Here is a 15,772-nt window from a genome sequence, read left to right on the forward strand (position 1 = left end):
TTGAGGATTGATTTGGGAGAGAGGAAAGCGAGGCGGGGTGTACCGCTTTCCGGTGGACTAAAAGTATTGGACAATAAACCTAGGAGGTTTGAGTTTATTTTTATATTGTAAGAATTGCTGTTTGCTAAATCAGTAGGGTTTTTTTAAGATTTAAGAGATATTAATGACAAGGACAGGTGATGATAAGGCAGGTATTATGTCGATCGCAGTAACGATAGATACAAACAAGCGGACATTTTGAGGAAAATTTAGGAGACTGTTGTAATTATGGAAGATTTGCAGTATCTCGCGGCCTGGGTGAAGGAGCAACACGCTCGCGAGTATATTTTGACTTGGCTGCTGAGTCAACAGGGGCTGTGGTGGTCTGATGGGGACATTTATCAGGCGGTTTTGCAAAAGTCGGGAAAGCTTTTGAAGGCTTATGTTCAAAAAAGGCAAGCTGGAGAGTTATTTGAGGGGATTTCTGAGAAGTTGGTGGGAGATGATAATTGGGATGATTTGGTGGTGAGTTTGGGGCGAATTGTTGCTGTGTATCAAGAAGAATTGCTGAAGTTGCAAGAGCGCGATCGGCGGGGAGACGGGTTAAAAAAAAAATTGATTAGCTCACCGTTGGTTGGAGATTCTTTGTCGCTTTTGGAGGTGCAGCAAGCTTTGCCAGATCCTTATGCGGATACGCTGACGGGGAGATAATTGCCGATCGATTTTCCTGACGCACCCTAATCTCAGAAACCGGGTTTCTGACTAGATTTTTCGTACTCAACCTAAATTATTCGTAGAAACCCGGTTTCTTGCCGCGCAGCGATTGAAATACGCGCGGCGTAGCTATCCCGATCGGGCGATCGCACATTTCGCCAATTTGTGCGATCGCGCGATCGCAAATTCCGCAGGGGCGGGTTCAGCAACAATCTTTCATTCACATTCCGAATATCTATAAACCCGCCCTCACTCACCGGGGGACAGAATTCAATCGACTTGCAACTGGTTATAAACTAGCTGGTTCCGGGGATAGTTCTGATTCCGCAAAATCCGTTGATTCCGACTCAGCGCGCAACTCAATCTCTGCGACAGTAACTTCTAGTCTAAATCCTAACGCTTCGAGCAATTCTACCAAACTGTAAATTTCCGAACCGCCGCTTTCTGTCAGCATCTTGTCAACTTTTTCGTGATGCTCTTTTGCTGACTCCGAAAGAGCATTCATCCTGATTCGAGCCTCAATCACCTTTCTGATGGCATTTCTCAGCAGTGCGGGTTCAGGATCTTTTTCTTCCAAAATAGCCCCGATATAGCCACCAGCGTGTTCGGCATCTTTGAGAGATTCAATTAGCGACTCGTAATAGCTATCGCTGGTAGGCATTTTCATTTCTTTCATAGTCGGTTGAATACTCCTTCGCTTTGAGAATATCTTGTTCTTGGGTGCTTTTATCCCCACTACAGAGCAGAAGTACAATTGTCTCTCCTACTTGTCTAAAATAAATCCGGTAGCCCGGGCCGTAGTTAATCCTGAGTTCAAAAACTCCTTGTCCTACTGACTTATAATCGCCCAAATTGCCGAGAATAACTCGCTCAAGCCTTGCATCAATCTTAACTTGGGCTTTGCCATCTCGTAGGGAATAGTACCACTCTAAGAACGGAATCCTGCCATCGGGTCGGATGTAACGTCGAATCTCCCTGGGTTGTACTTCCATAATTTTATCGCAGTCGAGCGCCAATTTCTATAATAAGCACGCGCGGCGTAGCTATCCCGTAGGGAATCGCCCTCGCATTCAAAAAACAAATCATACTTCAGATCGACCTGCAACTTGTTATAAATTAGCAGGTTCCGGGCATAATTCTGATTCCACAAAATCCGTTGATTCCGACTCAGCGCGCAACTCAATCTCTGCGACAGTAACTTCTAGTCTAAATCCTAATGCTTCGAGCAATTCTACCAAACTGTAAATTTCCGCACCGCCACTTGCAGTCAGCATTTTATCAAGTTTTTCGTGATGTTCTTTTGCTGACTCCGAAAAAGCATTCATCCTGATTCGAGCCTCAATCACCTTTCTGATGGCATTTCTCAGGAGTGCGGGTTCAGGATCTTTTTCTTCCAAAATAGCCCCGATGTAACCAGCAGCTTCTTCCGGCTCTTTGAGAGATTCAATTAGGTACTCGCGGTAGCTATCACTTCTCGGTGCTTTCACATCTTTCATAATCTTTCCAGTATCCTATAGCTTGTCGAATGTCTTGTTCTTGAGTGCTTTTATCTCCGGCTACTAGGATGACGACAATTGTCAACCCAACTTGTCCGAAGTAGATGCGGTAGCCCGGGCCATAATTAATTCTGAGTTCAAAAACTCCTTGTCCCACTGACTTGATATCTCCGAGATTACCTTCTTCAACTCGGTCAAGCCTAGATTTGATTCTAACTCTAACATTCCGATCGCGGGCGGAATCAAGCCACTCCCCGAATGGAACTTTGCCGTCTGGTGTCTTGTAACGTCGAATTTCCCTGGGTTGTACTTCCACAATTTTATCCTAATTATTTGCCAATTTCTATAATAAGGCTGTGAAGCGTAGCTATCCCGTAGGGAATCGCCCCCGCATTCAAAAAGTAAATAATACTTCAGGTAGAGGCATTCGATCGCCTTTCAGGTAAACTTTGTACAGGAAACTTTGATGAAAACAGGGAATTGTGAATGAATTTAAAATCGATCGCAAAAACCAATCTACTACTCAGCAGCCTCATAATTAGCCTCGGATTGCAAACACTTCCAGCCGCCGCGGCAGTCACCGACGCGCAAGTTTCCGCCCTCGTAGAAGCGCTGCGACAAGCCGCGCCGCCACAAACCGCAAATGACGGAATGTACAGTCAGTGGCAAGTTTTACCGGGCAATATTTCCCGCTGGGCAAAATTCTGTACCAAACAAGATTTAACACCCCAACAATTTGAAGCCGACGCGACAAAAGCCAAATCAATTGTTACCTGTATCGTGGGCGATTTGCTGCGCGACGAATACAAAGCTAGCGGTAACAATGAAACAGCCGCTGTACGCCGCGCTGCTTGCTGGTGGATGACAGGAGAATCCGCAGCTTGCAAAAGTGGCGCAACTGCTACTTTTGCGGATAAGGTTGTCAGCGTTTACCAGCAGCAGCGGGCTAAAAAGTAAGGTTTGTGCTGCGGGATGAGTGATTTTTTTGACCGCTGATTAAGGCAGATAATTTTGTGCTGATAGACAGATAAGAGCGATTTGATATCAAATTCAATTAGCCTATAAGCGCCAAAGATTCTTGAGAACATTAATCAGCTCTTTCTGTCGTCGAGCGATTACTTCTGGCGTCCATTCCTGTTCCCGCAGCACTTGAGTAGTAAGTACAAAGGGTGAAACACCTGTGTTAGTGGTGAAATACTTCTGCTTTTTCACATCAAAATCATAATTGTGTGCCTGACTGTTTTTCGCACGAGATAGCAAAACTAAGTTACCAAGACGATGCACATATTGATCGCGCTCTTGCTGACTAGGAAACGATTTCATCCACTCACTATTAGCGCCGGGATTTTGCGGAAGTACGTGCTCGACAGTAATATTGGAGAAGTTGTAAGATGCTTCACCTTCTGAGAGAGCAGCATCTAAGCGCACCAGGACATAAAGACGAATTCTTTTAATTAGGTAAAGGTCACTATCGAGGACTTTAACGATGTTGTTGGACTCTTCAGGAGTAAACTGAAGCGGTGAATTGGAATTGAATAAATCTTCCTCTTGTTCAATAGCATTTAGCAATCGGCTGTAACGTTCAATGCGCTTATTGATATTAGATCCAACAATCATTAAACCTACTGCTAGGCGGTCTAAATCAGTAAAAAAACGCGCTAAATTATCGGGGTTATTACGATTGCGCGATAGGTAAAAAATGGCCGGCGGTACCCAGTCGAAATTATCAATATTGCCTAAAAATTTAAACAGTTGATTTATTTCTTCTGCACGCCAAACACTTTCATACCTTAAGCTCACAATTTCTGAAAAAGCATTAGCATAAGGAGCTAAAATCTCATCAATAAATTGCTGAGGCGCCGCCGCAGGATTGATGTTTTCCTGAAAATCTTTAAGGACGCTCTTGTTGAGTTTTTTCTTGTCCTTAATCATGCGAATATGAGAAAACAGGCCTTTGAATAGCTCGCGTCCCAGATCCTCCTCGGTATCTTCCCACTTTTTAGTATATTTTTGTTTTTGCTGTTGGGGTATTTTTCCAATAATGTCAGCTTTCAAGATATCAGTTAGGGAGAGATCTAATCCCCTATTGTTCAACACAGAAAATATACGATATGCAGAGTCAAAGTCAGGCGTAGAAACCACTACCAAGAAGCACTGAGTAATGATGAACTGGGCAAGGCGTATACAGCACTGTTCGCCGATCGCATGGAAACGTTGCAAGAATAAATCTGCATTTTCTTTAATCAGCTTCTGACTCTCCATCAGCTCAGCACTGTTCAATTCTTTGAGCTTGTTAATACCACCTTCATTTTGAATATATGCCTTAAAAAAATCTGCATCTCGCTCGCGCAAAGTCAGACGGTAACGATTAGGAGTACCCGCAATTAAACTGCCTTTTTGGTATAGAAAAGTGGTCAAGTCATTGGCGTGTTCTGTTGGCAATGATGCCCTGAGAGCAGCTAGTAGTATGGTGAGCGTGGTTAGACGTTGCTGACCATCTACAATTTCAGCGGCTGGTTGCTCCGATTTGATCAAAACAATGCTGCCTAGAAAGTAGGGGTTGAGTTCATCAATCGTCTCGTTACCATCTCCCAAAAATGTTAGCAGGTCTTCCAGCAGTTCCCCAGCTTCCTCCTTTGTCCAAGCATAGGGACGCTGGTAGAGGGGAATGATAAACACAAAGTCATCGCTAAAAATTTTCCTAATGGGATGTTCCTCACCCTTGATCCTGACACGATTCATGCTGGGTTCCTGTGTTAGATGTGGTTTGTAATTGCTTGTTTAAATTCAATTTTCCCTGTTACTAGGATACCATACTCAAGCTTGGAAACGCTAACTCTCAATTTAGCCTGTGCAGCCTAGTTTAATCCGTCCCGCCGCAAGTTTCAATAATCTGTGGCTAAATTACCCATTTTCCGCCTGACTTCTGATCAACTTCTGCACACTCCCCAACGCCCGATTTAATTCGTAACTCTTTCTTTCCGAATTGTGCAAAAAAGCCTGCTGTTCTTCTTCAATCATTAACACATCCTGCCGCACCAAACCATCTAATAACTTTTGAGCAGCACCGAAACAACTATCTTTGATAAACTTGCGAAACCAAACAGGCAATTTGTGGAGCCGCCAAAACGCATTTAATGAGGTAAAATGAATTAAATAAGCACGAGTTGCTGTCTCGCTTACCGGACAAACCAAACAGTAAATCTTAAAGTCGCTTCCCAAAGTTGAAACCCAGTGTGGATAAACATAACTTACCTCTAGGGGTTCCGGGTGCAGCTTGCGGAGAGATTTAAAAAATAACTGGGAAATTGACCAAATCCGATCTATTTTGTAATAACTTTGTGCCTGATAGCGGGCAGTTACTTGATGCTCGTCTTCTACTAAAGTATCTAATACCGGATTTGCCCAAGCTTGCAAGTCTTCGTGCAAGTGTCCGTGGTACATATCCATCAAGTTTTCAATTAAAAATGAATAGTGTGCCTGACAGTCGATGACTGAAACAGTGGCGATATAATTGAGATGTTCCCATTCTTGCAAATCCAATAAATTAGTTTTTTCGGCTTGGGTTGCGTCGCCGGGAAATAGCCAGATAAAACCGTTTTTTTCCTTGACTGGATAGGAGCGAATTTGACAGTTAGGTAGTTTTTGATTTTCTGCTAAATAATCGACTTCGGCACATTCTCCGCTGGCATTTAACCGCCATCCGTGGTACGCGCATTCGATTAAATCGCCTTTAATTTTGCCGTGGCTGAGTTTAACTTGTCGGTGCGGACATCTGTCTTCTAAAGCGTTGATTTTGCCTGCACTGTCGCGGAAAAGCACGATCGCCCGATGCCACAATATCACAGCTCGCGGCTGACTCTCTACCTCAATGCTGCGGGCGACTGCGTACCACCGATCGAGATTAATGCCCAACTCGCGGATGTGAGTTTTTTCTCCCTTTGCAGATACCGATTTTATCACGTTGTTTTGCATTACAAATGTTCCCAAATTACGCCCATAAAACAACCCAATTTTACAAAATAACAGCCCGGAAAGCAACGACCGTAAATTTTTCTAAATTGCCGTTCTGACAAATACCTGTCGCTAGCTAAATGTTTCAACCAGCTTGGCGACACTCTAAATCTTAATAATCTTGAAGCATTGCGAAATCCGTATTGGGAACAGTCGGGAATAAAATCTCTCGCTGCACCTACTATGTAGCCTATTGTAGCAGGTGTTTCGACTTCCGAAATATTATCTAAAAAGACGATTTTTCCGTGGGGATTTAACATTTTTTTAATTGCATCGAGGGCGGCGGGGAGGTTGGGCAGGTGGTGAAAAGTAGCAGCACTAACTATTAAATCAAATTGGCGATCGAGCGCTAATTGACTGGCATCCATTTGGATGTATTCGATATTGGGGGCTGAGCGTTTTTGACGGGCGAGATCCAGCATTTTTGCTGACAAATCGACCGCGATTACACGCTCGTAATACTTGGCTAATTCAAAAGCAAGAATTCCCGTACCGCATCCAATATCTAATGCTATACCTTTCCTAGAAGACAGGTTTTTAGTAAAGAAATCGTTCTGGCTTTGCAAGGTGGCGGCGAAATCATATTCTGTTGCAAAAGCATCAAACGTTACAGATTTATTGCGAATTTTCCAGTTACTCTTCAGCATTTATTCTTGCTTTATACTCATTCAACATTTTAACCGCAGATGCACCAAAATCGACGCCCCTAATTTTTTTCGTTCCCAAGCTCTGCCTTTTCTCCTCAGCGAAACCACAAACCGTAACTCATCTGAATTGTTACTAATATTACCAAGAAACTCAGCAGAGCGATCGCTCCTAATCCTCCGATAAGAATCTTTGATCCTTGGGAATGCAAGTCCGCATAAAATCTGAGGACTTGCATTCCCAAGGATCGAACCAGTTTGATTGTCGCTGCAAAGCTTAGATTTTCAGTACGCCTTCGGGATTAACCGTCAAGAGCGATCGCCTTTGCAAACCCTCCTGGTATAAAATAGCATTAGCAGCCAACAAACCGCTGCTCACCGCCCTTTCCATTAAACCGCAAGGAAACGGCATTTTTACCCAATCTCCCGCAAACAAAAGATTCGGCACAGCGCAGCTAGTATCTGGCCGTTCCGCATAACTACCGGGCGGATAACCGGAGAAATTCTTTTGATTTACCAGTTCCCGGTGCAGCAGAGTTGCTGCTTTTAATTCCGGTACAATTTCGTACAATTCTGACTCGAAAGTTGCCAGCAAAACTTCCTGGTTCGGAAATTCCTTTTCCTTGTAACAATAAGCGTGCAGTTCCACTACGCTGCCGCCAGTTTTCTGATTCCACTCAATGAACTGATCTTGAATTTTGTGGTAAAGTGTGATGCTATCAGTCAGTTTGTAGCCGGAAAGCGAACTGAAATTGCTGTGTTCCCAGGGAAATTCGCGATCGAACCAAAAACGGCCCACCGCAAACGGATCGGCTACTTTCAAGCCCTCAATTCGGCTCTTTACCTGCGGATTCACCTCACCGCTGCCCAAACTAAACAAATGCTGCATCCCCGGAACATCGGCAGCAAAAACATAGTAATCAGCCTTAAATGTTTCCCCCACATTCTGCTGTTGCGAGTTATTCGCTGCGGCGGCTAACTGTACCTCATCTACTTTTTTATCAACTACCTTAAATCTGGGCAAATCCCGCTGAGCAGGCCCACTCACAACTCGCCCTTCGGCATCAAAAACTGCCCCGTGACAAGGACAGTGAAATTGACCGTCATTTTGTTTCTGCACCGTGCAGCCTTGGTGAGTGCAGCTCAGAGAAATCGCTTCTTTTCCTCCGGGTGCGGCGGCAAATACGCTGTCCCCAGCGCCGAAATATTCCGTAGAGTTACTGTCAGTTAACAGCGAGTTTCGCTTCACCCAAAAAGGTACTTTGCTTTGCACATCTCCCGACTGGTAGCTCAGAGAATCAATCTCGCCGTTTTCCCAGTGAATATTACTAACTGCGACATCTGTCAATACTTGTCCACCTTTGCTTTCAATGGCTCTGGCAATCGGCTGCACCAAACTCGTACCCATATCTTGCCGCGTGCCGTTGAAGGCTAAACCTTCGGGATTTCCGAAAAAGTAAAAGTGGAAAAATTGCATTAATTCTCCCACACTCAATTCGTCAGGAGCGTTGAGACTAGATTTTGCAAAAGGCAGAAAATACAAGTCGTAAAGTCCGCGCGGGAATTCACCTTTTACCCAGTCAGCAACTGATATGTTGTCGAGGCGAGCGAAACTTTTTTGAGTTTGAAAGCCGCCGATTTCTCTAAAGACTTGCCAGTGAGCTGGTTTTGTCAGATTGATTCCCCACTTGAGCCGATTGGGCGAAGATATTCCCAAGTCAACTATATTCCAGGGGAAAGCTGAGTGGTTGGGACGGAAAACTTCTGGTTGATATTTCCCGTCTCGAAAGACAACGGCGTAGGATTCTAAAGATACAAAATTATCGGTAATTTCTAGTTCTTCAACTACACTTTTTAGGTTGTAATATTGCGGGAAAAAACCGTGGAAACCGTGTTCCATCATGAAGCTTTCGTTCCCGACTTGTATCGGCCAACTAGCAATTTTGCCGCCGAGTTGGGGCGATTTGTCCAGCAGCGTCACGGCGAAACCGCGCTGGCTTAGTTCGTAAGCACAGGCGAGCCCGGCTAAGCCGGCGCCGACAACTGCGACGGTTTTGGGTGTATTCAGCATTCGCGGCAAGTCAAGAGAGTCTTGCTGAAAAACGGCGGGCTCGGGCTTGGAAAATCGAGAGTAGCCCAGCAGCCCGCCCGCTGCACCGACTCCCAGGAATTTGAGGGCGGTGCGTCGAGAAACTGGTTGCGATAGCGGGGAGTTGGTTGATTCACTCATAAGGGTGGTTCACACAAATAGGTCATCCGATTTGAGATTTCAGATTTCAGATTTTAGAGGCGATTCGCGGATGCTTCCGGGAACTTGTACCTCAAAACATCTCAAATCGCCTTTTGTCTCTAAAATTATTCCGAGATGGGGTATATGCCATAAGCCATATATCATAAGACCTTAGACATGATACTGGCAGAAATAGTCAGACATATTACCAAGGTGCAGCGAGACGATCGCACGATCGCAAATAATCTATCTGAGGTATGATATTTCTAGGGTCAATGTAAAGTAATGTTAAGCCCGCTGCACCGAGACCCAAGTGTAAAACCGATTACCTAAAATCCCTAGATTTATTACCCGTGACAGTTAAACTATCGTGGAAATTGCGCCGCCGAGAGTTTCTTAAAGCTTTCTCATTGGGGTTAGCCGCCCCTTTTTTCTATAACACCGCAGCACATTCTCAAGACTATTCAAATCTCGCAAAAAGTGCGTTAGCCACCAATCCTACAGCCCGAGAAAACCAAAAACCCGGCACCGCAGACTGGGAGTTGGAAAATCCGGCTACCAAGCGAGAAATCGAAGGTTATGCGTCTCTGGCTAGCGTCAATCTCGGCGGAGAAATTAAATTATTTGTCAACACTAAAGAACCGAATTATACCATAGAAATATTCCGCACCGGATGGTATGATGGACTCGGCGGCCGCCGGATGAACGACCCAATTGTGCGGAAGGGAATCAGACAGTCTCCGCCGAGAGAAGATGAAGCATCGGGACTGATAGAATGCGATTGGAAAGACCCGTATATTTTGCGAATTAGCGATCGCCCTGATGAGTGGACGAGCGGCATTTATTTAGCAAAACTAACCGCCAGCCGAACGTCCAAACAAAGTTACATCATCTTTGCAGTCCGGGATGACGATCGCAAATCCGACATTTTATTTCAATCTAGCGTTACCACATTTCAGGCCTACAACAATTGGGGATACAAATCGCTTTACCGCTGGAACAGTCAGGCCAAACAAGCCTACAAAGTTTCCTTTAATCGGCCCTACGCCATGAGTCCCAACCGCAAGGCTGCTTACGGTATAGGTGCGGGGGAATTTCTGACAAACTTTCAGCCAAAAAGGAGAACTTCGAGCGCTGGTTGGGAATACAATATGGTGAGGTGGCTGGAAAAAGAAGGCTACGATGTTACCTATGCCACCAACATCGACACGCATTTTAACTCCCGGTTGCTGTTGTCTCACAAAGCATTTTTGTCCGTAGGTCACGACGAATATTGGTCGCGAGATATGCGGGAAAATATAGAAGCAGCTAGAGATGAAGGTGTCAGCATCGGCTTTTTTGGTGCTAATATTTGCTACTGGCAGATCCGCCTGGAACCCAGCCGGATTACTGGCGAAGTAAACCGAACTATAGTTGCTTATAAAGAAATGGCAGATTTAGACCCTCTGGGTGGATTGCAAGAACAATTTAGCACCGTTAATTCACCAGTAGAAATAGCGGCGGCTGGGGACTTGAACTATGGCATCGGCAAACCAGATCGCAATCAAATATCAACAAGTTATAATAAATCCCCAGCACTTTATTCCTTAGTAACAACTCGCTGGCGAGACAGCACTGTCGGCAGTCCAGAAGATGCTTTAATCGGGGTGATGTACGAGACATTTCAGGTTAATTCGGATATTGTCATTGATGAAAGCGCCCCCGATTGGCTGCTAGAAAAAACTCAGTTAAAACAGGGCGACAAGTTGCCGGGACTGTTGGGTTATGAAGTCGATCGAATGTTTGGCAATGCCCCAAAAAATATAGTTCGCATCGCCCATTCTCCATACCCTTACGGCGGCGGCACTCGCTATGCTGATATGACGGTTTATACAGCAGATTCGGGGGCGAAAGTATTCGCGACTGGTTCGATGCAGTGGGCGTGGGGATTGGACGATTACAATGCGCCACAATTGCGGCCACCAGTATTAAATGCTGGAGCTCAGCAGATAACGCGAAACGTTTTGGCAAAGCTGTTAAATTCAGCTAAGGATCGCGAATTAAATAACTTACAATTTTAATTGTTATTGTGGGATGGGCGTCCCGCCCGTCCAAAAAGGGCGGGCGGGACGCCCACCCCACAAACTTGTGTAAGTTATTTAATTCTCATTCCTAAGTAGAAGCAAGAAGGCTATAAAGGCTTCGCTAGTTTCATCGGTGCGCGCATAAACTCCGAGATTTCAACCGCGGAGACTAGACTTGAATTGCAAAAATAATTCGGACGATGCTCTGAGCAACGTCCCACAATTTTTTTTCTTGTGGGATGGGCTTCTAGCCCGTCCCGAAAATTTGACTAAAAGGACTTTTGCAAGAGGTCTACTGATTAAGATCGATCGTACATCAACAAGATACAACCCGCGGACACTAAGGCCAAAACTGAAGGAACCAAAGGCATCCAGCCCCCGAAAGCCAGAATTACCATAGAGCTTTGGTATACCACAAAAATCATAGCACCGCCAGCGATCGCCAATACTAAGAGCGATCGCCCGCGCCCAGCCAGCAACCCGCCAATCAAAGCCACCAACCACACAAAAACAGCATCTCCCCACTGTATCCCCTGCCATTGTGGCAAAACCCACAATAGGGGTCTTTTATCGATCGCAGCGCTGAGAATTTGACTCACCATGTGAGCGTGAATCCAAACTCCCGGCATTTTACCATAAACAGTATCAGAATTCTCTCTCGAAACTTCGGAAGTGTGGCCGATCAAGACAATTTTACCCTTAACTAAATCAGAGTTTATTTTTCCTGACAATACTTCTTGAAGCGTAACTTTTAAAGCTGGTTTGGGGTTGGCGCGGTAGTTAAGCAATACTTGACTGACTCGCAGATCTAAATTTTGATAACCTCCTGTACGAGCCGTCAATCTTGGGAAAGTAACATTGCCAATTAGCCACTCTTGATTCTGAGTTGTTGCTGATTTAATGCCTTGGCTTTCCAAAAACCGCAAAGCCAAAAGTAAGCTCAAGCTGTTGGAAATTTTACAATTATTAGTGAAACTAGAAAGATGAGGCTGATAGGATAGAGGTTGCAGGCGAATGCTGCTACCTTTTTGGTTGGGCGCTTCATCCTTCTGTAAATTGCTAAAACCAACTTGACTTGTTAGTTTTTCTTGTGAAAACTCCGGCGGTGGATCGTAGTTTTTATCATAACCGTAGCTGCATATAGTAATAAGATTGGGATGGCTGTCGAAGTGACTAACTAATTTTTTTCGCCCCGGCTCTCTTGCTAAATTGCGGTGCATATTCAAACCAATTGCTAAAGGTTTAAACTGCTGCAATTTGTCGATCGCCCCGGCGATTGTAGAATCATTTTGAGGATAGCGGTACTTCTCAACATCCTTGTCTGTCACTTCCACAACCAACAACCGATTATCAATGGGTTCAGCTTGTCGCTGGTTCATCAGGCGATCGAGCATTGACAATTCCCAAGGCTCCATCACCCCCAGAGAGCGCGCGCCCATCACAGCCAAGGTACAGCCAGCACTCGCCAAAATCACCGACTTCAAACGCGAAAAACCCTGAATAGGCGGTCTTTTCGGAGCAGTAGCCACCCAAGTCAAATCCGGCGCCGCAGGCGAATCCGGCGGCAGCAAAAAATCGTTCCAAACCGCCGGCACCGCTGCCGGATGCTGCCAAATTACAGGCAACCAACTAGCACAAGGAAAATTCTTTTCCCTACTCTCCAACCTGCGCCGCGCTTCCCCCGCTGCTGCATACAAAGACTTGCCATTTACAAACTCTTTCAGAAAACACTTTAAAAATTCCTGAGCCACCAAATCCGGCACAAACTCCCGCATTAAAATCATTTGCGGAATCATCTGAAAATCATGTAAATTCCTTGCCAACCCCAACCCATCGCAGCAATTAAAAATTGCCAGTTGCAAACCCTTATCCACAGCTTTTCTCAAGCCGCACCACAACTCATTAATTGTTAAAAAATCACTTTTGTTGATATAAATTTTTCCAATATCGTCTTTAGTGTCCCCGTGGCCTGCAAAAAATATAATATCCCAAGATTGATTCCAAAGTTCCTCGTTAATTTCGTCCGGTTTCGGTTCAACTAAAAACTTCACCTCAGCACGGGGAGACAAATTCTCCAAAATTTTCCGATCCGTCGTGACATCAATCCCAGCGCTGTTTCCCAGAATCGCTAAAATCCTCACCTGAGACTTGCGGACTGGTTTTTGCGGAGTTTCCCTGGTGATATAGTTAAATTTACTCAGCGAATGTTCTGCCTTCGGAAATCTTTTAAACAAATCCCACAGATTCCAAGGCAGTTTTTGCAAGTGCTTGTCATCGGTACAAATTAGCACCCTCGCCTCTTCATCGGGATTTAAATTATCGCCAATCAACATCTCCACCTCCGCAAACTCAGGAGCATCCAGCCAATTATTCAGCATCTGCGCGAGTTGTTTGCCAGATTCTTTGCAATCTTGCACAGGAGTTCTGGTGTTAATTCGGACAGGTTTGATCCGAAAATACAATTTTTTAACATCAGATTTGACAGCAGTTTTGGGTGAAGTTTCGTGCAAAAACGGGTAAATTAAATTAACTGATTTTTGCGGGCGGTGGCGGGAATCCGCGCCCAAAATGCGATATTCCCGCCAATGTTCTTCTTCAAAAGCCGCTATTTGCGGGTTGGGAGGCAATTTTTGGCTGGCGGTAAAATCAACAGACGGAAATTGATTGTTTTTCCAAATTTTCAGAGTACAGCGAAAACCTTCTTCGCAATTTCCGTCTAATTTGAGCACAATTAACTTATCCACAACTCACACCCCCTATTCATAGCTGACGATTAAATCGAAAATTTTTCAGTGACGCTGAAATCGTCTAAAGCCAACTTGACGCTAAATTTTTCTCCCGGTTCTGCCTTCAACTCAAATAGCAACTTTTCGGTTTTATTTGCTTTAGCTTGCATCACGGTTTCTCCTCCATCATCCAGCACCATCAACTGCAAATCGTTGGGCAGATTGGTTTGACCGTTTGTGGGATAAACCTCTATCGAAATATCGATATCCGGTTCGTCTGTTGTCATCAATCCCACAAATAAAGCTACTTGCTCTTTTCCACGCTCTAAGTTGAGCAATTTGCCTCGCCTGACAGGCAGAGTTCTACTTGTAGAAGCATTGCTTTCTAAAAGTTGAGGACTGCGGAAAGCGAACTGCAATTCTGGTTTTGACTCGAACAGCGTTTGCGCTGTCTGCCAACCGGTATCAAAAACATTTTGCAACCAGTGACTGAGATTTACGGGCTGGAGTTCGTCTAAATATTCTAGCAGTTGGTCGATCGAGTTTAACTCGCTGACTGCAATTTTTTCTCGATCGACATTTTTCACAAATCCCAGCAGCTTTGCCTCCTGGAGCGATTGGGCTATCTCTACGGCAATGTAACCGATTCTGTCCGATCGCACTTCTGCCGGAATCGAGACAAACTCTTCACCCTCGCGCACCCAGCGGCACTCCAATTTGCCAATATATTTGACATCCAAATCTGCAACATCCATGAATTTCTGAACTACAGGATTCCAAATATCGCTGGCGGCTAAATCAGTGTCTATCTCCATACACTGAAAGTAAAAATCGACGGCGTGGACTGCCAAAGCATTCAGATAAACCTGTTGGGCTTTTTTGGGGTCACTTTGTTGCTGGGAGAGCGTTTGAGCGCTGCGGCGCGCTGCTGGGGCGATCGGAATTGTCAAAACAAAATCAACTTCTGTGTTATTCATGATCCATCTCTATTTTCGGGTATTGAATGTCCTATAAGTATTCTCTGAATCTGGGTGTGAATTTATCGAAACACCTCCGGTAAAAACTGCTTAAAGTTGAAATACCTACCCCCAACTCTGCGGATATCTGCTCCCAACTTACATCTTCTATCTCTCTCTTCACAAGCAACAACTGAAAATTGACTTGCGGGTGCTTTCTACTGACTTCGCTTTTGAAAACATCGCCGGGATCTTCTTCAATCATCTCGATCAGAGCTTTGGCGAGTCGGTCGGATTCATCTTCCTCTTGATTGGTTTGTCCATCAAAAAATAAATCCATATCTTTATAGTATGAACGTTTGAAGTCGCTGCGACCTATAACTCTAGGTGTAGCTTCTTGAAAACATTTAATCATCAAGAAATTTACCCACTGGCTCACCTCTTTTTCCGGTCGGTAGTTCTTAATTTCCCGGCAGATGCGGAACATTAAGTCTTGGTAGGCTTCTGCACAAATTTCCTGATAAATTTCCCAGGTAAAATTGAGATTTCTGGGAAAATTAACAATTTTATATTTTTGAATGTCCATTACTAATGTACTTACAGCTTTCTGTCGTTCAACAGTTTTAGGCGGGTGATTTTTAGCAGCTATAGCTAGCTGTTTGAGCCGATCGTCAATTTCATCCTTAGTAGGCATCTCTTGTTCCAAGGGTACTCAGAAAAATTGTTTCCAACCAGCGATGCAGGCCGCCGGAGTTCAGCTAATTCTCTCACCAACAGCCCCTGTGTGGCTACCGGCGCGCGATCGCCTCCTGCTGCAATGCCTTCTATTCGTCTATCTGTCGGCATCTGCGATTTTTACGCAAAATCTCGGCAGAATTTACAAAACTTTACATAAAGCGCGAATTTCGGGGCGCGTCCCCGGGCACCCTACAGGAGATATTTGGGGTTGG

The 15,772-nt window shown here is 44.8% G+C and carries 16 protein-coding genes; 4 read left to right on the forward strand and 12 right to left on the reverse strand.

The window, feature by feature from the left end:
- The first annotated feature begins 267 nt into the window (after nucleotides 1–267).
- Nucleotides 268–690 (forward strand): hypothetical protein, encoded by a 423-nt coding sequence (locus QUB68_RS08075; protein WP_332991064.1) that lies wholly within the window; start codon nucleotides 268–270, stop codon nucleotides 688–690.
- A 71-nt stretch (nucleotides 691–761) separates the two neighbouring features.
- Here QUB68_RS08075 and QUB68_RS08080 read toward each other — a convergent pair whose 3' ends face one another.
- The 5 genes from QUB68_RS08080 to QUB68_RS08100 all read right to left on the reverse strand — a co-directional run bounded on the left by QUB68_RS08080 (nucleotide 762) and on the right by QUB68_RS08100 (nucleotide 2,505).
- A complete protein-coding gene (locus QUB68_RS08080; protein WP_332991065.1) occupies nucleotides 762–917 on the reverse strand; it encodes a hypothetical protein in 156 nt (51 codons plus the stop codon).
- A gap of 65 nt (nucleotides 918–982) precedes the next feature.
- Entirely contained in the window at nucleotides 983–1,369 is a 387-nt protein-coding gene (locus QUB68_RS08085; protein ID WP_332991067.1) for a helix-turn-helix domain-containing transcriptional regulator, read from the reverse strand.
- Nucleotides 1,338–1,685: a type II toxin-antitoxin system RelE/ParE family toxin gene (locus QUB68_RS08090; protein WP_332991069.1), complete on the reverse strand. Its 348-nt coding sequence runs from the start codon at nucleotides 1,683–1,685 to the stop codon at nucleotides 1,338–1,340. Before QUB68_RS08090 ends, QUB68_RS08085 begins: the two co-directional genes overlap by 32 nt.
- Before the next feature lie 117 nt (nucleotides 1,686–1,802).
- Entirely contained in the window at nucleotides 1,803–2,189 is a 387-nt protein-coding gene (locus QUB68_RS08095; RefSeq protein ID WP_332991071.1) for a helix-turn-helix domain-containing transcriptional regulator, read from the reverse strand.
- Complete coding sequence (locus QUB68_RS08100) at nucleotides 2,161–2,505, reverse strand: type II toxin-antitoxin system RelE/ParE family toxin (RefSeq protein ID WP_332991072.1); 345 nt, start codon at nucleotides 2,503–2,505, stop codon at nucleotides 2,161–2,163. Before QUB68_RS08100 ends, QUB68_RS08095 begins: the two co-directional genes overlap by 29 nt.
- 170 nt (nucleotides 2,506–2,675) lie before the next feature.
- On the opposite strand from QUB68_RS08100, the gene QUB68_RS08105 reads away from it, so the two are divergent.
- Entirely contained in the window at nucleotides 2,676–3,146 is a 471-nt protein-coding gene (locus QUB68_RS08105; protein WP_332991074.1) for a hypothetical protein, read from the forward strand.
- Nucleotides 3,147–3,248: 102 nt separating this feature from the next.
- Here QUB68_RS08105 and QUB68_RS08110 read toward each other — a convergent pair whose 3' ends face one another.
- The 4 genes from QUB68_RS08110 to QUB68_RS08125 all read right to left on the reverse strand — a co-directional run bounded on the left by QUB68_RS08110 (nucleotide 3,249) and on the right by QUB68_RS08125 (nucleotide 9,077).
- Nucleotides 3,249–4,931: a DUF262 domain-containing protein gene (locus QUB68_RS08110; protein ID WP_332991077.1), complete on the reverse strand. Its 1,683-nt coding sequence runs from the start codon at nucleotides 4,929–4,931 to the stop codon at nucleotides 3,249–3,251.
- Nucleotides 4,932–5,093: 162 nt separating this feature from the next.
- Nucleotides 5,094–6,164, reverse strand: a complete 1,071-nt coding sequence (locus QUB68_RS08115; RefSeq protein ID WP_332991078.1) for an aromatic ring-hydroxylating dioxygenase subunit alpha — start codon at nucleotides 6,162–6,164, stop codon at nucleotides 5,094–5,096.
- Nucleotides 6,164–6,850, reverse strand: a complete 687-nt coding sequence (locus QUB68_RS08120; protein WP_332991080.1) for a class I SAM-dependent methyltransferase — start codon at nucleotides 6,848–6,850, stop codon at nucleotides 6,164–6,166. Before QUB68_RS08120 ends, QUB68_RS08115 begins: the two co-directional genes overlap by 1 nt.
- A gap of 274 nt (nucleotides 6,851–7,124) precedes the next feature.
- On the reverse strand, nucleotides 7,125–9,077 hold the full coding sequence (locus tag QUB68_RS08125; RefSeq protein WP_332991082.1) for an FAD-dependent oxidoreductase: 1,953 nt from the start codon (nucleotides 9,075–9,077) through the stop codon (nucleotides 7,125–7,127).
- Nucleotides 9,078–9,430: 353 nt separating this feature from the next.
- Here QUB68_RS08125 and QUB68_RS08130 point away from each other — a divergent pair, with 353 nt between their 5' ends.
- Entirely contained in the window at nucleotides 9,431–11,137 is a 1,707-nt protein-coding gene (locus QUB68_RS08130) for a N,N-dimethylformamidase beta subunit family domain-containing protein (protein WP_332991085.1), read from the forward strand.
- 302 nt (nucleotides 11,138–11,439) lie between these two features.
- On the opposite strand, the gene QUB68_RS08135 is transcribed toward QUB68_RS08130, so the two are convergent.
- From QUB68_RS08135 to QUB68_RS08145, 3 genes are read right to left on the reverse strand one after another with little or no spacing between them, the layout of a single operon-like run.
- Nucleotides 11,440–13,884: a CHASE2 domain-containing protein gene (locus QUB68_RS08135; RefSeq protein WP_332991087.1), complete on the reverse strand. Its 2,445-nt coding sequence runs from the start codon at nucleotides 13,882–13,884 to the stop codon at nucleotides 11,440–11,442.
- A gap of 29 nt (nucleotides 13,885–13,913) precedes the next feature.
- On the reverse strand, nucleotides 13,914–14,843 hold the full coding sequence (locus QUB68_RS08140) for a DUF1822 family protein (protein ID WP_332991089.1): 930 nt from the start codon (nucleotides 14,841–14,843) through the stop codon (nucleotides 13,914–13,916).
- A gap of 31 nt (nucleotides 14,844–14,874) precedes the next feature.
- Entirely contained in the window at nucleotides 14,875–15,516 is a 642-nt protein-coding gene (locus QUB68_RS08145) for a hypothetical protein (RefSeq protein ID WP_332991091.1), read from the reverse strand.
- A gap of 27 nt (nucleotides 15,517–15,543) precedes the next feature.
- Here QUB68_RS08145 and QUB68_RS08150 point away from each other — a divergent pair, with 27 nt between their 5' ends.
- Nucleotides 15,544–15,717, forward strand: a complete 174-nt coding sequence (locus QUB68_RS08150) for a hypothetical protein (RefSeq protein ID WP_332991093.1) — start codon at nucleotides 15,544–15,546, stop codon at nucleotides 15,715–15,717.
- Nucleotides 15,718–15,772 lie beyond the last annotated feature (55 nt).

Origin of the sequence: Microcoleus sp. A006_D1, assembly GCF_036702805.1 — a bacterium.
In the GTDB taxonomy this organism is placed as follows: domain Bacteria; phylum Cyanobacteriota; class Cyanobacteriia; order Cyanobacteriales; family Microcoleaceae; genus Microcoleus.